Raw genomic sequence first — 205 nt, forward strand, 5'->3', positions numbered from 1 at the left:
ACCAACGTGTGAAGATAAAGACATTACTTTATTAAAGGATGGAGAATATAATGATGCGAATAATGATGGAATAGTAAATATAGGGGATCAGGTATTGTATACGTTTACCGTGACTAATACAGGATCAGTAGATTTAACGAATGTAGTTATCAGTGATCCACAGGTGACAGTAGAAGGGGGCCCATTAGCGCTATTGACAGTAGGA

The 205-nt window shown here is 37.6% G+C and carries 1 protein-coding gene; it reads left to right on the forward strand.

The genetic code is table 11. The features are described from left to right. The coding region (locus tag JM658_RS17100) for a DUF7507 domain-containing protein (protein ID WP_236961127.1) at positions 1-205 on the forward strand (205 nt) is incomplete at both ends.

Origin of the sequence: Joostella atrarenae (genome assembly GCF_021764745.1) — a bacterium.
Classification (GTDB): Bacteria; Bacteroidota; Bacteroidia; order Flavobacteriales; family Flavobacteriaceae; genus Galbibacter; species Galbibacter atrarenae.